Here is a 16,277-nt window from a genome sequence, read left to right as displayed (position 1 = left end):
GTAGAAACAAGCAGTGAGCACGGATGACGAGGCGCGCCCGGCGGCTCGGCTCACTGTCCTGGCTGGACCCTCGGGCTCCGGCAGGGAGAGTGTCGTCGAGCTCGTCCGGGCGCGTTCTCCGTCCGTGTGGATCCCGGTCGCGGCAACCACCAGGCCGCGTCGGGGGTCGGAGATCGACGGGGTGGACCGCGTCTTCCTCGCCCCCGCCGAGTTTGATCGACGGATCGTCGACGGCGAGCTGCTGGAATGGTCCCGGATCGGTTCGCACCGCCGGGGCACCCCGTACCCGCCGCTGCGCGCCCGGCTCGACGCCGGGCAGCCGGTGCTGCTTCCGCTCGACCTGCGCGGCGTCCCACTGGTCCGGGCGCGGCTGCCCGATGCCCGGCTGGTGTTGCTGAGCCCACCCGGGTACGCGCCCGACGCCACGGTGGCCGCCAGCGTCGAGCACGCGCTGACCCACGACCACACCGAACGGGTGGTCGAGGAGCTGGTAGGCTTACTCGGTTCTTCTTATCCGGATCCGGCCTGGTCGCGCGTGCGTGGCTGACGGTCGGCCGCCGTTGAGACTCAGCACCGCGTCCGCGCGGCTCGAAAGACGCAGAGGTTAATTCGTGGGATCCATCGCCAACCCCGAAGGCATCACCAACCCGCCGATCGACGAGCTCCTCGAGAAGACGACGTCGAAGTACGCGCTGGTCATCTTCGCCGCCAAGCGCGCGCGCCAGGTCAACGCCTACTACAGCCAGCTCGGTGAGGGTCTGCTGGAGTACGTCGGCCCGCTCGTCGAGACCACCCCGCAGGAGAAGCCCCTCTCCATCGCCATGCGCGAGATCAACTCGGGCCTGCTCACCGCCGAGCCGACCGACCAGCCGTAAGCCACCGCTGGCCGATGTCCGCCTCGATCGTCCTCGGGGTCGGTGGCGGCATCGCCGCCTACAAGGCGTGCGAGCTGCTGCGACTCTTCACCGAATCCGGTCACCGGGTTCGGGTCGTGCCAACCGCGTCGGCGCTCCGCTTCGTTGGAGCGCCGACCTGGGCCGCGCTCTCCGGCCAACCGGTCGCCGACGACGTCTGGACCGACGTCCACGAGGTGCCGCACGTCCGGCTCGGTAAGCAGGCCGACCTGGTGGTGGTCGCACCGACCACCACCGACCTGCTCGCCAAGGCCGCCCACGGCCTCGCCGACGACCTGCTGACCAACACTCTGCTGACCGCCCGCTGCCCGGTCCTGCTGGCCCCGGCCATGCACACCGAGATGTGGGAGCACCCCGCCACAGTCGCCAACGTGGCCACGTTGCGCTCCCGGGGGGTCCGGGTCATCGAGCCCGCCGTCGGCCGGCTCACCGGCGCCGACACCGGCAAGGGTCGGCTGCCCGACCCGGCGGAGATCTTCGCCGTCGCCGGACGGCTCCTGGCCCGCGGCGACTCCGCCCCCGCCGACCTGGCCGGTCGCCGGGTGGTCGTCACCGCCGGTGGCACCCGCGAGCCCCTCGACCCGGTGCGTTTCCTGGGCAACCGCTCGTCGGGCAAGCAGGGGTACGCGTTCGCCCGCGCGGCGGTCGCCCGGGGTGCCCGGGTCACAGTGATCTCGGCCAACGTCGGCCTCGCCGATCCGGCCGGGGTCGACCTGATCCGGGTGGGCACCACCGCCGAGTTGCGGGAGGCGACCGTCAAGGCCGCCGTCGAGGCCGACGCGGTGGTGATGGCGGCGGCTCCGGCCGATTTCCGGCCCGCGACGTACGTGACTGGCAAAATCAAGAAGTCGGACGACGGTGTCGCGCCCACCATCGAGCTCGTCACGAACCCGGACATCGCGGCGGAGCTCGGCCAGCGCAAACGACCAGGGCAGGTGCTGGTGGTGTTCGCCGCCGAGACCGGCGATGCCGAGGCCAACGGCCGGGCGAAACTCGCTCGGAAGCGGGCCGACCTGATCGTGGTCAACGAGGTCGGTCCGGACCTGGTCTTCGGCGCCGACACCAACACGGTGACGGTCATCGGCGCGGACGGTTCGGTCAGCCGGCTGCCCGAGCAGGCCAAGGAAGCTGTGGCCGACGCCGTCTGGGATCTCGTCGTGGCGCGGCTGCCCGGCCGCTCCTGACGGGTGGAACAGGGCTCGACCGATCCCGACACCGGCCGCAGTGGTGATTAGACTGCCGCGGAACGACCTCACACGCTTAGGAGTGCCGTGACACGCCGTCTCTTCACGTCCGAATCGGTCACGGAAGGCCACCCGGACAAGATCGCTGACCAGATCAGCGATGGCATCCTCGATGCGCTGCTGACCGAGGATCCCCACAGCCGCGTGGCCGTGGAGACCATGATCACCACCGGTCAGGTGCACATCGCCGGTGAGGTGACCACCAAGGCGTACGCCGACATCCCGACGATCGTCCGCCGGACCATCCTCGACATCGGCTACGACTCGTCGAAGAAGGGCTTCGACGGCGCCTCCTGCGGGGTCAGCGTCTCCATCGGCGCGCAGTCCGAGGACATCGCGCAGGGTGTGGACAACGCCTTCGAGCTGCGCACCGGGGCGTCGGAGAGCGCTCTGGACGCGCAGGGCGCGGGCGACCAGGGCATGATGTTCGGCTTCGCCTGCTCGGAGACGCCCGAGCTGATGCCGCTGCCGATCGCGCTCGCGCACCGGCTGGCCCGCCGCCTCTCGGCGGTGCGCAAGGACGGCACGATCCCGTACCTGCGGCCGGACGGCAAGACCCAGGTCACCATCGAGTACGAGGGGCTGCGCCCGGTCCGGCTGAACACCGTTGTCGTGTCCAGCCAGCACGCCGCCGACATCTCGCTGGACTCGCTGCTCACCCCGGACGTGCGCGACCACGTGATCGCCCCGGAGTTGGAGAGCCTCGGCCTGGACACCGACGGTTACCGGCTGTTGGTCAACCCGACCGGCCGGTTCGAGATCGGCGGCCCGATGGGTGATGCCGGGCTGACCGGCCGCAAGATCATCGTCGACACCTACGGCGGGTACGCCCGTCACGGTGGCGGCGCGTTCTCCGGCAAGGACCCGTCCAAGGTGGACCGCTCGGCCGCGTACGCGATGCGCTGGGTCGCCAAGAACGTGGTCGCCGCCGGCCTGGCCGAGCGGTGCGAGGCGCAGGTCGCCTACGCCATCGGCAAGGCGCACCCGGTGAGCCTGTTCATCGAGACGTTCGGCACCGAGACCGTGCCCGTCTCCTCGATCGAGAAGGCCGTCACCGAGGTCTTCGACCTGCGTCCGGCCGCGATCATCCGGGACCTCAACCTGCTCCGCCCGATCTACCAGCAGACCGCCGCGTACGGCCACTTCGGCCGGGAGCTGCCGGACCTGACCTGGGAGAGCACCGACCGGGCCGCCGACCTCAAGTCGGCCGCGGGAGCCTGACCGCCACCAAGCGCAGCGACCGGCGACCCGCGGACGGGTCGCCGGTCGCGCGCGTCTGCGTGGACGTCGGACTGGCGCACCTGGACCGGCCGTTCGACTACCTGGTGCCGGCGGAGCTGGACGAGGTGGCGGTGCCCGGTACCCGGGTGAAGGTGCGCTTCGCCGGGCAACTCGTCGACGGGTGGTTGCTGTCGCGCGCCGACGACTCCGGGCACACCGGCCGCCTCGCGTACCTGGAGAAGGTGGTCTCCCCGGAGCCGGTGCTGGCGCCCGAGGTCGCCCGGCTGGCCCGGGCGGTCGCCGACCGGTACGCGGGCAGCCTCGCCGACGTGCTCCGGCTCGCCGTGCCACCCCGGCACGCGCGGGTGGAGAAGGAGCCCCGCGACGACCAGCCCACCCCGGCGGCCCCCACCGGGGCCGTCGACCCGCGCGGGTGGCGCGACTACCCGACCGGTCCGGCCCTGCTGCGGGCGCTCGCCGACGGCCGGGCGCCCCGCGCGGTCTGGTCGGCGCTGCCCGGTGAGGACTGGGCGGCCCGCTACGCCGACGCGGTGGTGGCCACCGTCGCCGGTGGTCGCGGCGCGGTGGTTGTGGTGCCCGACGCGCGTGACCTAGACCGCCTCGACGCGGCGCTCACCGGCGTGCTCGGCCCGGGGCGGCACGTCAGCCTCTCCGCAGCGCTCGGGCCGGCCCGGCGGTACCGGGCCTTCCTCGCCGCTCGCCGCGGCCAGGTGCCGGTGGTGATCGGCACCCGGGCGGCGATGTTCGCCCCGGTGGCCCGGCTCGGCCTCGTCGCCGTCTGGGACGACGGTGACGACCTGCACTCCGAGCCTCGGGCGCCCTACCCGCACGCCCGCGACGTGCTGCTCACCCGCGCCCGCCTCGCCGAGGCCGGCGCGCTGGTCGGCGGGTACGCCCGGACGGCCGAGGCGCAGCTGCTGGTGGAGACCGGCTGGGCCGCGGAGGTGGTCGCCGACCGGGCCACCGTGCGGGCGCGGATCCCGGCCATCGCGCCGACCGGGGACGACCCGCAACTGGCCCGCGACCCCGGGGCCGCCACCGCCCGGCTGCCCAGCCTGGCCTGGACGGCTGCCCGCGACGCGCTCCGCCAGGACCTGCCGGTGCTGGTGCAGGTGCCCCGCCGCGGCTACCTCCCGTCGATCTCCTGCGCCGAGTGCCGCACCCCGGCGCGCTGCGCGCACTGTGCCGGCCCTCTCGCGCTGCCCTCGGCCGGCGGCACCCCGGCCTGCCGGTGGTGCGCCCGCGTGGCGGCCGCGTACGCCTGCCCGGAGTGCGGTGGGCGGCGGCTGCGGGCCGCGGTGACCGGCGCCCGGCGGACCGCCGAGGAGCTGGGCCGGGCGTTCCCCGATGTGCCGGTGCGCACCTCGGGGCGCGAGGAGGTGCTGATCGACGTGCCCGGCGGCGCGGCCCTGGTGGTGGCCACCCCGGGCGCCGAGCCGGTCGCCGAGGGCGGCTACGGCGCGGTGCTGCTGCTCGACTCGTGGGCCCTGCTGACCCGGGCCGACCTGCGCGCCGGCGAGGAGGCGCTGCGCCGCTGGCTGGCGGCGGCGGCGCTGGCCCGCCCGGCGCCGGCTGGTCGGGTGGTGGTGGTCGCCGATGGCGCGCTCGCCCCCGTGCAGGCGCTGCTGCGCTGGGATGCCGGCTGGTTCGCCGGTCGGGAGTTGGCCGAGCGCCGCGAGCTGGGCTTCCCACCGGCCGTGCGGATGGCGAGCGTCACCGGCGTGGCCGAGGCGGTGGCGGACCTGCTGGCGGCGGCCCGACTGCCGGACGACGCCGAGGTGCTCGGGCCGGTGCCGGCCGAGGAGGGCCGGGAGCGGATGTTGGTCCGGGTGCCCCGGGCACGGGCTGCCGCTCTCGCCGAGGCGTTGCACTCGGCCGCCGGCGTCCGGGCCGCCCGCAAGGCCGCCGATCCGGTTCGTCTCCAGGTCGATCCGCTGAGCCTGTTCTGAGGCGTTTCGGCCGCTGCCGGCGGTGACGGACCTCGCCCCACTGGGGTGCCGCTCGCACACCGCGTCCGGCAAAGCGGTGGCGCCCGAGTGGTAGCATCGCCCGTCATGCCAAGGCGTACGACGGGCTCCAGGTCGCGAGGGGGCGTCAGCCGCGCCGAGCTGGAGCCGTCGCGGGATGGCGCGACGATGGCGGGAACGCGTCGGTCGGGCGCGAGGTCGATGATGTCAATGAGCCGGTGATCAGGGGTGGACCAGTCGTGACCGTTGGACAATCGATCGTCTTCAACGGCGACCTCGGCAGCGGCAAGAGCACCGTGTCGGTCGAGATCGCCAAGCGGCTCGGCATGCGCCGGGTCAGCGTGGGGGACCTCTACCGGGAGATGGCGCAGCAGCGGCAGATGACCGCGCTGCAGCTCAACCTGCACGCCGAGCTCGACCAGGCCGTCGACGGCTACGTCGACCAGCTCCAGCGGGACATCGCCGCCTCCGGTGAGCGCCTCATCATGGACTCCCGGCTGGCCTGGCACTTCTTCACCGACGCGCTCAAGGTGCACATGATCACCGAGCCGGGCGAGGCGGCCCGCCGGGTGCTCGCCCGCCCCTCCGGCCCGGCGGAGAGCTACGCCTCCCTGGAGGAGGCCAAGGCCAAGCTCCGGGAGCGCAGCGCCAGCGAGCGCAGCCGGTTCATCATTCGTTACGGGGTGGACAAGGCCCGGCTGCGCAACTATGACCTGATCTGTGACACCACCCGGGCGTCCGCCACCGAGGTGATCGAGCACATCGTGGCCGCGTACGAGGGCACGCTCGGCGCCGAGGTGCTGCGCGACGCGCCGCCGCTGCTGCTGCTGGACCCGGCCCGGGTCTACCCGACCGAGGACATCGCCACCCTGCGCGGTCTGTGGGACACCGACTTCGTCGGTGGGGTGGCCGAGGCCGGTGACGAGGCCCTCGAACCGCTGAAGATCGGGTTCACCGGCGAGTACTTCTTCGTGGTCGACGGCCACCGCCGCCTCAGCGCCGCCCTGCAGAACGGGTTCTCCCTGGTCCCCGCCCAGCTGGTCGCCGAGGTCGACGAGCCGGTCGTGGGTGGGATGACCGCGATCGACTACTTCGCCGCCCAGGTGCGCCCCGGCCTGATCTACGACTGGGAGGCGGCTCACAAGATCCAGCTGCCGCTGCCCGAGCCCGCGCTGCTCCGTGGCGACGCGGTGCTCGCGGGGGACCCGGGCGCCAGCGTCTGACGGGTCTGTCCGCCGCGTCGGGCTCAGCCCCGGACGGGGCCGGCCCGCGCCGGCGCCGCCACGATGGGGACTGCCGGGAGCGGCCGACACCGGGATGATGGGGTCTCCGACGCATCGACGGGGAGGCCGGCCATGGACGCTGCCGAGGCGCTCACACTGCTCATGTCGCCGCACGGGCGCGTCGACCCGTACCCGACCTACGAGCGGCTGCGCGCGCACGGGCCGGTGGTGCAGGCCATGCCGGGCCTCTACGTGGTGACCGGTTATCCGGAGGTCGACGAGCTGCTCCGCGATCCCCGCCTCGGGGTCATGGACGACGCGCTGCGGGACCAGGTCTGGCCGAACTGGCGGGAGAGCCCCGCCGTGTCGTCGATCGCCCGGTCGATGCTGCGGACCAACCCGCCCGACCACAGTCGGATGCGTCGGCTCGCCTCCGGCGCGTTCAGCCCGCGCCGGGTCGCCGGGATGCGTGACGTGGTGCGCGTCCAGGCCGAGGAACTGCTCGACTCGATGGTGGCGAAGGCCGAGAGCGGCGCACCGGTCGACATCCTGGCCGACTTCGCGTACCCCCTGCCAGTGGGCGTGATCTGCGCGCTGCTCGGCGTGCCGGCGGCGGATCGGCCGCTGTTCCGCCGCTGGGCCGGCGACCTGACCGGGGTGCTGGAGCCGGAGATCACCCCCGAGGAGCTGGCCGTCGCCGACGCCGGCGCCACAGAGCTGCGCGACTACTTCGTCGAGCTGGTCGTCGCGCGGCGTCGTGCCCCAGCCGACGACCTGACCACCGCGCTGGTCCAGGTGCACGACGCCGATGGCGACCGGCTCACCGGCCCCGAGCTGCTGGCCAACCTGGTGGTGCTGTTGGTCGCCGGCTTCGAGACCACCACCAACCTGCTCGGCAACGGCCTTGTCGTGCTGCTGGGTCACCCCGAGGCCGCCGCCGCGCTGCGCGCCGACCCGGACCTTGCCCCGGCGTACGTCGAGGAGCTGCTGCGCTACGACTCCCCGGTACAGCTGACCACCCGGACCAGCACCGCACCGGTGCGCTGCGGCGGGCTCGACCTGCCGTCCGGCAGCACGACGCTGCTGCTGCTGGGCGCCGCCAACCGCGACCCGCGCCAGTTCCCCGACGCGCAGCTCTTCGACCCGACCCGTGCGCAGGCGCACCCGCTCTCCTTCGGCGCCGGCCCGCACTACTGTCTCGGCGCGGGGCTGGCCCGGTTGGAGGCGCAGCTGGCCTTCCCGATGTTGCTGCGCCGCCTGCCCGAGCTGGCCCTGGCCGAGGTTCCCCGGCACCGCACCCGACTCACTCTGCGTGGCTACGAGAGCGTCCCGGTGACGCTGGGCACACCGGCGGTGGTTGATCGAGGTGCGCCGGACGGTGTTCTGCCGGGCACTCCGTAGACTGGTACGGCACCGCTCGTCCGCCCGAAGAAGGAGCCGTCCCGCGTGACCGTCCAGCCCATCCGTCTGTTTGGGGATCCGGTGCTGCGCACGCCGGCCGATCCGGTGGTCGACTTCGACGCCGAGCTACGTCGGCTCGTCGCCGACCTCACCGACACGATGCGTGAGCAGAACGGCGCCGGCCTGGCCGCGCCGCAACTCGGTGTGAGCCTGCGGGTGTTCGTCTTCGACGTCGACGACGTCCTCGGGCACCTGGTCAACCCGGTGTTGGAGTTCCCCGACGAGGAGGAGCAGGACGGCCCGGAGGGCTGCCTGTCGATCCCCGGGCTCTACTTCGACACCAAGCGTCGGCAGAACGTCGTCGCCAAGGGCTTCAGCTCGTTCGGCGACCCCGTGCAGATCGTCGGCAGCGGCCTGATGGCGCGCTGCGTGCAGCACGAGACCGACCACCTCGACGGGGTGCTCTTCCTGGACCGACTGGACCCGGAGGGCCGCAAGGAAGCCATGAAGGCGATCCGCCAGGCCGAGTGGTACGACGCGGCGGCCCCGCCCACTGTCAAGCTCAGCCCGCACATCAGCGACCCCTTCGGTCTGGGGCGCTGACCCGGATGCGCGTGATCTTCGCCGGTACGCCGGCCGTCGCCGTTCCCGCCCTGGCCGCCGTCGCCGCCTCCCGACACGAGCTGGTGGCCGTGGTCACTCGGCCCGACGCGCCCGCCGGGCGTGGGCGGGGCCTGTCCCGGTCGCCGGTCGGCGCGTGGGCCGACGAGCACGGCGTCGAGGTGCTCACGCCGGCCCGCCCCCGCGAGCCGGAGTTCCTCGACCGGCTGCGCGAGCTGGAGCCGGCCTGCGTGCCGGTGGTCGCCTACGGAGCGCTGGTGCCGCCGGCGGCCCTGGAGATCCCCCGGCACGGCTGGATCAACCTGCACTTCTCCCTGCTGCCCGCGTGGCGTGGCGCCGCGCCCGTGCAGCACGCCGTGCTGCACGGCGACGAGCTGACCGGGGCCAGCGTCTTCCAGCTGGAGGAGGGCCTGGACACCGGCCCGGTCTACGGCACGCTGACCGACGAGATCCGCCCCACCGACACCTCCGGCGACCTGCTGGGGCGGCTCGCCGATTCCGGCGCCGGGCTGCTGGTGGCGGTGCTCGACGCGATCGCCGAGGGCACCGCCCGCGCCGAGCCGCAGCCGGCCGACGGGGTGTCGCTGGCGCCGAAACTGACAGTGGACGACGCACGGGTGCGCTGGAGCGACCCGGCCTTCGCCGTGGACCGGCGACTCCGGGCCTGCACGCCCGCGCCGGGCGGCTGGACCACCTTCCGCGACGAGCGGGTGAAGCTCGGCCCGGTCGTCCCGGTGCCCGACGGCCCCGACCTGAAGCCGGGGGAGTTGCTGGTGGAGAAGTCCCGGGTGCTGGCCGGCACGGCGACAGTGCCGGTACGTCTCGGCGAGGTCCGCGCCGCGGGTAAGCGGGCGATGGACGCGACCGACTGGGCGCGCGGCGTCCGGGTCGGCACAGGAGAGGACTTCGCGTGACGGCACCGGAGGGAACCCGACCGACGCGCTCCGGCCCGTCGACCGGCCGTGGCGGGGATCGCCGCCCGGTCCGACCACCGCTGGACCGACCGCGCCGCGCCGCGTACGAGGCGGTGGCGGCGGTGCACCGGGACGACGCGTTCGCCAACCTGGTGCTGCCCATCATCCTGCGGGAGGAGGGGCTGTTCGGCCGGGACGCGGCCTTCGCCACCGAGCTGACCTACGGCACCCTGCGCCACCTGGGCACGTTGGACGCGATCCTGACCGACGCGGCCGGCCGTGACGTGGCCCGGATCGACCCGCCGGTACGCGACGCGCTGCGGATCGGGGCGTACCAGCTCCTGCACACCCGGGTGCCGGCGCACGCCGCGGTCTCGTCGACGGTGGACCTGGTCCGTTCGGTCGCACCGGGCGCTACCGGCTTCGCCAACGCGGTGCTGCGCGAGGTGTCCAGCCGTGACGCGGACGCCTGGGTGGCGAAGCTCGCCCCACCGATGGAGACCGACCCGGTCGGGCACCTCGCGTTGGCGTACAGCCACCCGCAGTGGATCGTGCGGGCCTTCTCCGAGGCGCTCGGCGGCGATCTGGGTGAGACGGAGCGCCTCCTGATCGAAGACAATGAGCGCCCCCCGGTGCACCTGTGCGCCCGGCCCGGCCTGATCGACCCGGTCGAGCTGGCCGACCAGGTCGACGGTGCGCCCGGTGCCTTCTCGCCGTACGCCGTCTATCTCCTCGGCGGGTCGCCGGGCGACATCCCGGCGGTGGTCGACGGCCGGGCCCACGTCCAGGACGAGGGCTCCCAACTGGTGGCCACCGCGCTCGCCGACGCGCCGCTGGACGGCCCGGACGGACGTTGGCTGGACCTGTGCGCCGGACCGGGTGGCAAGGCCGGGTTGCTCGGCGCGCTGGCCGCGCAGCGGGGTGCGCGGGTGACCGCTGTGGAGGTGGCCGAGCACCGCGCCCGGCTGGTCTCCCTGGCGACCCGGGACCTACCGGTGACCGTGCTGACCATGGACGGCCGTGAGGTCGGCGGCGACCCGAAGCTTCCCGAGCAGCACTTCGACCGGGTGCTGGTCGACGCACCGTGTACCGGGCTGGGGTCGCTGCGTCGTCGGCCGGAGTCGCGCTGGCGTCGCCAACCGTCCGACCTGCCGCCGCTGACCCGGCTGCAACGGGAACTGCTCGGCGCGGCGCTGCGGGCGGTCCGCCCGGGCGGCCTGGTCGCCTACGTCACCTGTTCGCCGCACACCGTCGAGACGCACGTGACGGTGACTGAGGCGGCCCGCCGTAGCGGGGTTGCGGTGGACTTCGTGGACGCCCGCCCGCTGCTGCCGGCCGGCATGCCCGGTCTCGGTGACGGGCCGACCGTGCAGCTCTGGCCACACCGCCACGGCACCGACGCGATGTTCCTCGCCGTCCTGCGCCGAGGCTGATCCGTCCCAGGCGTCCGGCCGGTCCGCAGACCGGCCGGACGGGGTGCGCTCACGCCCTGCTCGACCGACACTCCCGGAACGCTCTAGGTGACCGGGAGGCCCTTGGTGCCGGCGTTCTTCATGGAGCGGGTCAGGTTCCGGTCGGAGATCCAGAGGAAGCACTGCACGCCCCGGTTCCCGTTGCGCCACTCCTCCTCGTACGGCTGGTAGTAGATCGTGCCGGCGCGGAAGTCGAGCTGGGAGTTGTCCGGGACCTTGGCGTACTTGGCGATCATCGTCTGGCAGGCCCGGTGGGTCCGCTTGGTGCTGCGGGTGAACTCGGCGTAGCTGGTGTCCGGCGCCTGCCAGACGCCGACGAACTCGGCGTGGTGCCTGGCGGTGCAGGAGACCGGGACCATCTCGTCGATGTCGTCCTTGACCAGCTTCGGGTTGAAGCAGCGGTACGCCAGCGGGGCCGCTCCGGACAGCGCGCCCCGGAGGCTGCCGGTGCGCAGGTCGACAGCGGTGTCGTCGATGCTGGCGATCTCGGTGACGTCGCAGCGGTACCAGCGGGCTCCGCCCGACCAGGCCTGCGGCGACGGCAGCACGACGGTCAGGCCGAGCCGCCCGGAACGCCAGTCGGCCCCCACCGCCTTGTTGACCGCCGTGTCGCACCCGGTCTGCGCGGCCCGCATGCCGGCCGAGCCGGGCTGCGGGGGTGTGCCGCCGTCGGCGCCCGGGCCGGTGAGCGTGCCGACGTGCATGGTCTCCACCCGGTGCGCCTCGGTGCACGCCGTCGGGTTGTAGCCGGTCAGGAAGCCGACCTGTTGGGAGCTGTGGTGGCAGACGCCGGCGGCGGGGACGAACTGCTGCGCCGCGACGGGCGCCGGCCAGTCGTCGATGAGGTCACTGTCGATTCCGGCGGGTGCGCCGCACCCGGCCAGTGCCAGGGTCAGCACCCCACCCCCGGCGAACGCCGCCAGCCACCGTCGCATCCCGACCTCCCGCCGCTGCTGGCCCCCGACCGGACCCAGCCGGTCGATAGCGCCACGGCGCAGCAGCATACGGCAACGATGCTCAGATCGCGGGCAGTCCCTCGGGACCGGCGCCGCGCATCGAGCGGGTGAGTTTGCGGTCGTCGCTCCACAGGAAACAGCGCACTCCACGGTCGCCCTCCTCCCACTCCCGCTGCGACGGTGGGTAGTAGATGGACCCGGCCCGGTACGGCAGTTCGCTGTTGTTGGGTACCGCCGCGTACTCGGCGATCAGCGCCATGCAGCGCCGGTGCGCCTGCTCGGCGGACCTGGCGAACTCCGCCCAGCTCATCTCCCCTTCCTCGTAGACGCCCACGAACTCGGCGCGGTGCGGCTCGGTGCAGAGCACCGGCGCCATGTAGTTGAGGTTGTCGCCGATCAGCTTGGGGTCGAAGCAGCGGTGGGTCAGGGGCGAGTCACCGATCAGCGCGCCGCGCAGGCTGCCGGTGCGGTTCACCGCGCGGGTGTTGTCGATGCTGCCGGTCTCGCTGAGGTCGCAGCGGAACCAGCGGGCGCCGCCGGCCCAGGCGGGCGCCGACGGCAGCGCGAGGGAGAGCGCGAGTCGGGCCGTGTGCCAGTCGCCGCCGAGCACCTGCCGGGCCCGCTGGTCGCACTCGGCGCGAGCCGTGCGCAGCGCGGACGATCCGGGTTCCGGTCGGGCCTCGGTCAGCGCGTCGGGCCCGACGAAGGTGCCGACGTGGATGGTCTCGGCCAGGTGGTTACGCGCGCAGTCCACCGTCTCGTACGTGCTGGCCTGCACCACCGTGGCGATCCGCGGCAGACAGGTGTCGGTGGCGGGGGTGAACGGCTTCGGCACCCGCAGCGTCGGCCAGTCGTCGGTGAGATCACCGTCCGCGCCCCGCGCCGGCGCGCAGCCGGCCAGCAGCATCGTCGTGACGCTGGCCAGCACCAGCGCTGGAAGCCACCGTCGCATCGTCCGCCCTCCCGGGAGCTGGCGGCCGGTCGCCGCGCCCCGCGGCGAGACCCCGGCGGGCGTGCAGCCTACGGCACCGTCCCGGTTGGAGTGTCGTCGCGTTTCCGTCGATCGGCCAGTGGCTGATGTCTGTTCGTCCGGATTCGGGGGTCCGGAGCGTCCAATTCTGCACCAATGGTCACTGCTGGGTCACAGCGCGTCCCCGAAGGTGGCGCGATGCGGGTGGCAGGTGGCCACGTTCGTACACTGGCCCCGTGACCGTACCGCCGCCGATCGTCGCGCCGAGCATCCTGGCCGCCGATTTCGCCCGCCTCGCCGAAGAGGTCCGTGCCGTCGAGGACGCCGCGGACTGGTTGCACGTCGACGTGATGGACAACCACTTCGTGCCGAACCTGACCATCGGGCTGCCCGTGGTGCAGAGCCTGCGGGCTGTCACTGCGATGCCCTTCGACGTGCACCTGATGATCGAGGACCCGCGCCGGTGGGCCCCCGGGTACGCCGACGCCGGGGCGTACAACGTCACCTTCCACGCGGAGGCGTCCGACGACCCGGTGGCGCTGGCGAAGGATCTGCGTTCGGCCGGTGCGAAGGCGGGCCTGGCCATCGACCGGGACACCCCGATCGAGCCTTACCTGGACCTGCTGCCCAGCTTCGACACCCTGCTGATCATGACGATCAAGGCGGGCTTCGGTGGGCAGCGGTTCATTCCGCAGCTGCTGGAGAAGGTGCGGACGGCCCGGCGGCACGTGTCTGCCGGGCACCTGGAGCTGCGCATCGAGGTGGACGGCGGGATCGCCGCCGACACCATCGAGCAGGCGGCCGCGGCGGGCGCCGACGCGTTCGTGGCCGGCACCGCCGTGTACGGGGCCGCCGACCCGGCGGAGGCGGTACGGCACCTGCGGGCACTGGCGGAACGCGCGGCGCCCGGGGCCTGAGGTGGAGCCCGAGGCCGACCGCAAGGACATCATTCTCGTCGTTGACGACGACGAGGACATCGCCCGGTTCGTCGAGTTCAACCTCCGGCTGCACGGCTTCGAGGTGATCCACGCCGGCGACGGCCAGGAGGCGCTGGAGGTCATCGAGCGCCAGCGGCCGGACCTGGCGGTGGTCGACCTCATGATGCCCCGGATCGACGGGCTGGAGCTGACCCGCCGGTTGCGTGCCGACCCGATGACGTCCGCCCTTCCGGTGATCATGCTGACGGCCAAGGGGATGACCGTCGACAAGGTGCACGGGCTCAGCGCCGGCGCGGACGACTACCTGGTCAAACCGTTCGACACCGCCGAGCTGGTGGCCCGGGTCTCGTCCACGCTGCGCCGCAACAAGGAGTTCCGGGAGGTCTCCCCGCTGACCGGGCTGCCCGGCAACAGCCGGATCCGCCGGGAGATCAGCGATCGGGTCCGAAACGGCGTGGACTACGCCGTCGGCTACGTCGACATCGACCGGTTCAAGAGCGTCAACGACCGGTACGGCTTCGTGCGCGGCGACGACTTCATCTCCGCGCTCGCCCGCAGCCTGCACCGGGCGGTGGTGGGCGTCGGGCTGCCACCGGCCTTCCTCGGCCACGTCGGCGGCGACGACTTCGTCATCGTCTGCGCCCCGGACCAGGTGCGCCCACTGACGTCCCGGGCGGTGGTCGACTTCGAGAACGCCGCCGACACGCTCTACGACCAGACCGACCGGGAGCGCGGCTTCGTCGAGTTGAAGGATCGACGCGGCAACATCCGGCGGGCGGCCCTGGTCACGCTCTCCATCGGGGTGTCCCTCTCCGACGCCGGCAAGCGGTTCACCGACCCGCTCGAAGCGATCGCGGTGGCCTCGGAGATGAAGACGGTGGCCAAGAGTCAACCGGGCTCGTACGTGGCGGTGGACCGGCGTCGCGGCGTCACCTGAGCGTGATACCGCTGTGAAGTAGCTCGCCTAGGTGGCGGCGAAGCCGGATCGGCGTGTAAGACTTCCCGTGTACCCACCACGCGCTGGCGGGACTCGGTGAAATTCCGAACCGGCGGTGATCCACGGTCCAACCGTGGTCAGCCCGCGACCCGGACGGCTCTGCCGTCCGGTGGACCTGGTGAAAATCCGGGGCCGACGGTTGGGGGCGGTTCGTCCGTGCCCAGACAGTCCGGATGGGAGACAGCGCGCGGGACGGACGGGTCCGAGCCGGCCGCTGGCTTCAGCGTGCCGTGCCGACCCCCCGGGGCGGCTGTGCCGTTCCCGGAATCCGCCACCGCCTGCCCGTGGCCCCATGGCCACCGCCTCCCTGACCGCCCGCGCGCGGACCGGCGAGTGAGAGGGCAGGGGCAGGGCGATGGCCAGCGTCTCCGTTGATGAGGCGATGCGGCGTGCGATCGAGTTGGCAGCGCGCGGGCTCGGCACCACCAGCCCCAACCCCGTGGTCGGGTGCGTGCTCCTCGACTCCGACGGCGAGGTCGTGGGCGAGGGCTTCCACGCGTACGCCGGTGGGCCGCACGCCGAGATCGTCGCGCTGGCGCAGGCCGGGCGGCGGGCCAAGGGCGGCACCGCTGTCGTCACTCTGGAGCCCTGCGACCACACCGGCCGCACCGGCCCCTGTAGTTCCGCGCTCGTCCAGGCCGGGGTGGGCCGGGTGGTCATCGCCGTACCCGACCCGAACCCGGTCGCCTCCGGGGGCGCCGCCACCTTGCGCGCCGCCGGGGTCCGGGTCGATCTGGGGGTACGCGGCGAGGAGGCCGAGGCCGGCAACGTCGCGTGGCTGACCTCGATGCGCCGGGGCTGGCCTTACGTGATCTGGAAGTACGCCGCCACGCTCGACGGGCGTTCCGCCGCGGCGGACGGCACCAGCATGTGGATCACCTCGGAGGCGGCCCGGATCGACGTGCACGCGCTGCGCGGCACTGTCGACGCGGTCATTGCCGGGGTGGGCACCGTGCTCGCCGACGACCCCCGGTTGACCGCCCGCAACCTGCGCGACGGCAGCCTGGCCATCCGGCAGCCGCTGCGGGTGGTGGTGGACAGCTCGGGGCGTACCCCGGCTGACGCCCGGGTCCGCGACGGCGCCGCACGGACGTGGATCGCGACCGCCGACGAGGTCGGCGCCGACCCGGACGGCCGGGTCGACCTGTCGGCGCTGCTCGCGACGCTGCACCAGCGCGGGGTCCGCGCGGTGCTCCTGGAGGGCGGCCCCCGGCTGGCCGGCGCGTTCCTGGAGGCCGGCCTGGTCGACAAGATCGTCGGGTACGTCGCGCCGCGGTTGCTCGGCGCCGGCCCGACCGCTCTGGTCGACGCGGGAGTGACCACCATCGCCGAGGCCATCGATCTGGAGTTCGTCGACGTTACGCAGATCGGTCCGGATCTCCGGATCACCGCTTTGCCCCGAAAAAGGGAGGGCTGAG

At 73.2% G+C, this 16,277-nt stretch carries 15 protein-coding genes and 1 riboswitch; of the genes, 13 read left to right on the top strand and 2 right to left on the bottom strand.

All coding sequences use genetic code 11. From position 1 onward, the window contains the following. The first annotated feature begins 13 nt into the window (after window positions 1-13). The 10 genes from ACIA47_RS20425 to ACIA47_RS20380 all read left to right on the top strand — a co-directional run bounded on the left by ACIA47_RS20425 (window position 14) and on the right by ACIA47_RS20380 (window position 10,959). Window positions 14-547: a guanylate kinase gene (locus ACIA47_RS20425; RefSeq protein WP_203122155.1), complete on the top strand. Its 534-nt coding sequence runs from the start codon at window positions 14-16 to the stop codon at window positions 545-547. Between the two features lie 64 nt (window positions 548-611). Then, complete coding sequence (rpoZ, locus tag ACIA47_RS20420) at window positions 612-875, top strand: DNA-directed RNA polymerase subunit omega (RefSeq protein ID WP_030335666.1); 264 nt, start codon at window positions 612-614, stop codon at window positions 873-875. A gap of 14 nt (window positions 876-889) precedes the next feature. Next, window positions 890-2,098 (top strand): bifunctional phosphopantothenoylcysteine decarboxylase/phosphopantothenate--cysteine ligase CoaBC, encoded by a 1,209-nt coding sequence (gene coaBC, locus ACIA47_RS20415; protein ID WP_396709845.1) that lies wholly within the window; start codon window positions 890-892, stop codon window positions 2,096-2,098. Window positions 2,099-2,185: 87 nt separating this feature from the next. Then, the gene (gene metK, locus ACIA47_RS20410) at window positions 2,186-3,379 is read left to right on the top strand and encodes a methionine adenosyltransferase (protein WP_091401916.1); all 1,194 of its coding nucleotides are present in this window, start codon (window positions 2,186-2,188) and stop codon (window positions 3,377-3,379) included. A 59-nt stretch (window positions 3,380-3,438) separates the two neighbouring features. Then, entirely contained in the window at window positions 3,439-5,349 is a 1,911-nt protein-coding gene (locus ACIA47_RS20405; RefSeq protein ID WP_396709842.1) for a primosomal protein N', read from the top strand. A gap of 257 nt (window positions 5,350-5,606) precedes the next feature. After that, a complete protein-coding gene (locus ACIA47_RS20400) occupies window positions 5,607-6,590 on the top strand; it encodes an AAA family ATPase (protein ID WP_203122050.1) in 984 nt (327 codons plus the stop codon). Between the two features lie 132 nt (window positions 6,591-6,722). Continuing rightward, entirely contained in the window at window positions 6,723-7,991 is a 1,269-nt protein-coding gene (locus ACIA47_RS20395; RefSeq protein WP_396709840.1) for a cytochrome P450, read from the top strand. Window positions 7,992-8,036: 45 nt separating this feature from the next. Continuing rightward, window positions 8,037-8,594, top strand: a complete 558-nt coding sequence (gene def / locus ACIA47_RS20390) for a peptide deformylase (RefSeq protein ID WP_396709838.1) — start codon at window positions 8,037-8,039, stop codon at window positions 8,592-8,594. Between the two features lie 5 nt (window positions 8,595-8,599). After that, window positions 8,600-9,526: a methionyl-tRNA formyltransferase gene (fmt, locus tag ACIA47_RS20385; protein ID WP_203122048.1), complete on the top strand. Its 927-nt coding sequence runs from the start codon at window positions 8,600-8,602 to the stop codon at window positions 9,524-9,526. After that, entirely contained in the window at window positions 9,481-10,959 is a 1,479-nt protein-coding gene (locus ACIA47_RS20380) for an RsmB/NOP family class I SAM-dependent RNA methyltransferase (protein WP_396710143.1), read from the top strand. Before fmt ends, ACIA47_RS20380 begins: the two co-directional genes overlap by 46 nt. 83 nt (window positions 10,960-11,042) lie before the next feature. Here the strand turns inward: ACIA47_RS20380 and ACIA47_RS20375 are convergent, their stop codons facing one another. Together ACIA47_RS20375 and ACIA47_RS20370 are read right to left on the bottom strand one after the other, a co-directional pair. After that, the gene (locus tag ACIA47_RS20375) at window positions 11,043-11,933 is read right to left on the bottom strand and encodes a septum formation family protein (RefSeq protein WP_396710141.1); all 891 of its coding nucleotides are present in this window, start codon (window positions 11,931-11,933) and stop codon (window positions 11,043-11,045) included. 82 nt (window positions 11,934-12,015) lie between these two features. Beyond that, window positions 12,016-12,906: a septum formation family protein gene (locus ACIA47_RS20370; RefSeq protein WP_396709835.1), complete on the bottom strand. Its 891-nt coding sequence runs from the start codon at window positions 12,904-12,906 to the stop codon at window positions 12,016-12,018. Between the two features lie 254 nt (window positions 12,907-13,160). Between ACIA47_RS20370 and rpe the strand changes: the two genes are divergently transcribed. The 3 genes from rpe to ribD all read left to right on the top strand — a co-directional run bounded on the left by rpe (window position 13,161) and on the right by ribD (window position 16,276). Continuing rightward, complete coding sequence (gene rpe, locus ACIA47_RS20365) at window positions 13,161-13,841, top strand: ribulose-phosphate 3-epimerase (protein WP_030335689.1); 681 nt, start codon at window positions 13,161-13,163, stop codon at window positions 13,839-13,841. Window position 13,842: 1 nt separating this feature from the next. Continuing rightward, on the top strand, window positions 13,843-14,799 hold the full coding sequence (locus ACIA47_RS20360; RefSeq protein WP_203122047.1) for a response regulator: 957 nt from the start codon (window positions 13,843-13,845) through the stop codon (window positions 14,797-14,799). Window positions 14,800-14,877: 78 nt separating this feature from the next. After that, window positions 14,878-15,048, top strand: a riboswitch (FMN riboswitch). Between the two features lie 166 nt (window positions 15,049-15,214). Then, window positions 15,215-16,276 carry a bifunctional diaminohydroxyphosphoribosylaminopyrimidine deaminase/5-amino-6-(5-phosphoribosylamino)uracil reductase RibD gene (gene ribD / locus ACIA47_RS20355; protein ID WP_203122046.1) on the top strand — a complete coding sequence of 354 codons (1,062 nt, stop codon included), beginning with the start codon at window positions 15,215-15,217 and terminating at the stop codon, window positions 16,274-16,276. The last annotated feature ends 1 nt before the right edge of the window (window position 16,277 follow it).

Source organism: Micromonospora sp. NPDC051227 (assembly GCF_044455385.1).
GTDB lineage: Bacteria > Actinomycetota > Actinomycetes > Mycobacteriales > Micromonosporaceae > Micromonospora.
Note: the sequence above shows the minus strand (reverse complement) of the source record. Positions and strands in the feature narration are given on the sequence as shown.